Annotated in this window: 2 protein-coding genes; both read left to right on the top strand. The window is 69.4% G+C overall.

Features of this window, described 5'->3' with window-relative positions:
• The first annotated feature begins 173 nt into the window (after window positions 1–173).
• Window positions 174–695 (top strand): YwqJ-related putative deaminase, encoded by a 522-nt coding sequence (locus tag BFF76_RS30260; RefSeq protein WP_031098650.1) that lies wholly within the window; start codon window positions 174–176, stop codon window positions 693–695.
• 10 nt (window positions 696–705) lie between these two features.
• A complete protein-coding gene (locus BFF76_RS30255; protein ID WP_031098649.1) occupies window positions 706–1,224 on the top strand; it encodes an SUKH-3 domain-containing protein in 519 nt (172 codons plus the stop codon).
• Window positions 1,225–1,228: the final 4 nt, after the last annotated feature.

Here is a 1,228-nt window from a genome sequence, read left to right as displayed (position 1 = left end):
CCCCCGCACCCCCGCTCACCCAACGTCACCAACGGGTGACCGACACGCGACAAGCGGAGCCCCCGGCCGCGACACGAAGACACGATTCACCCACCCAGCTTCCACAGCACCCTGGACATTTGGCAGGCTGTCCCCCGCAACTCGGGGGATTGCACGGGAGGGACACCAACACCATGCACACAGCACAAGCAGTCACATCCGGAGACCCGCGACTCAGTTGGAGCACCACCGAACCCAACCGCGCACCCCACCTCCAGCACCGCCGCGACGGCATCCTGCCCGCGGTGGCCGCAGCCCTGTCCGTACGCGGAGAAACACTCACCTGCACCGCAGGCAAGGGTGACCGGCCACCCGTCCTCCACCCACTCGTACAGGACTTCCTCGACACCCTCACCAGCAACCAGCGCGAACGCTTCACCGGACGCTGCCCCGAAGCCATACTCCTGTCACGCCAGCTCACCGCGGCCGACGAGAGCCGCTCCAAACGAGCCCAGCGCAAACCCCTCACCAACAGCGAGGCCCGCCGCGCCCTCAAACACTCCCGCCTCACCGCCCGCCGCATCCGCGAGGACGGCGACCCCCTCCACGGCACCTACGCACCCCCCTGCCGCTCCTGCACGGTGATGCTCGCCCACTTCGGCGTACGACCCGTCGACCTCACCACGAGTGCGGCGACCACCGCCGAGAAGGGCTGAACACCCCACCATGCACGACCGGACCGACGTACCCGCCCAACAGCAACGCACCTCCACCACCCGCTTCCCCGTCGCCGTCGACGCCGCACTCCGCGACGCCGGATGGCAACCCGGCCGCTGGGACATCCGCCAGGCCGAGGAATGGGCCGACGCCCTCCGCTCCCACGCGTCCCCCGCCGGACACCAGCACGCCGTCTTCCCCGCAGCCGTCGAAGCCTGGGCCGAATTCGGCGGACTCCACATCACCTCGACCGCACCCGGCAGGCAGATCGCCACCGCCACCGTGCACATCGACCCGCTCGGCGGACTCCACCTGGCACGCACACTCGGCGACCTCGGACGCGCACTCGACACCGAAATCGCCCCCCTCGGCCAAGAAGGCGAAGGACAGGCCGTCCTCGCCATCGACAACGAAGGACGCGTCTACTCCATCGACCACACCGGAGACTGGTACCTCGGCTCCGACATCGACCGCGCCCTCGAAACCCTCATGACCGGAGCACAGCCCACCCGCCTCACCCCCGGCTGAGAAC

The organism is Streptomyces mutomycini (genome assembly GCF_001700505.1).
Classification (GTDB): Bacteria; Actinomycetota; Actinomycetes; order Streptomycetales; family Streptomycetaceae; genus Streptomyces; species Streptomyces mutomycini.
Note: the sequence above shows the minus strand (reverse complement) of the source record. Positions and strands in the feature narration are given on the sequence as shown.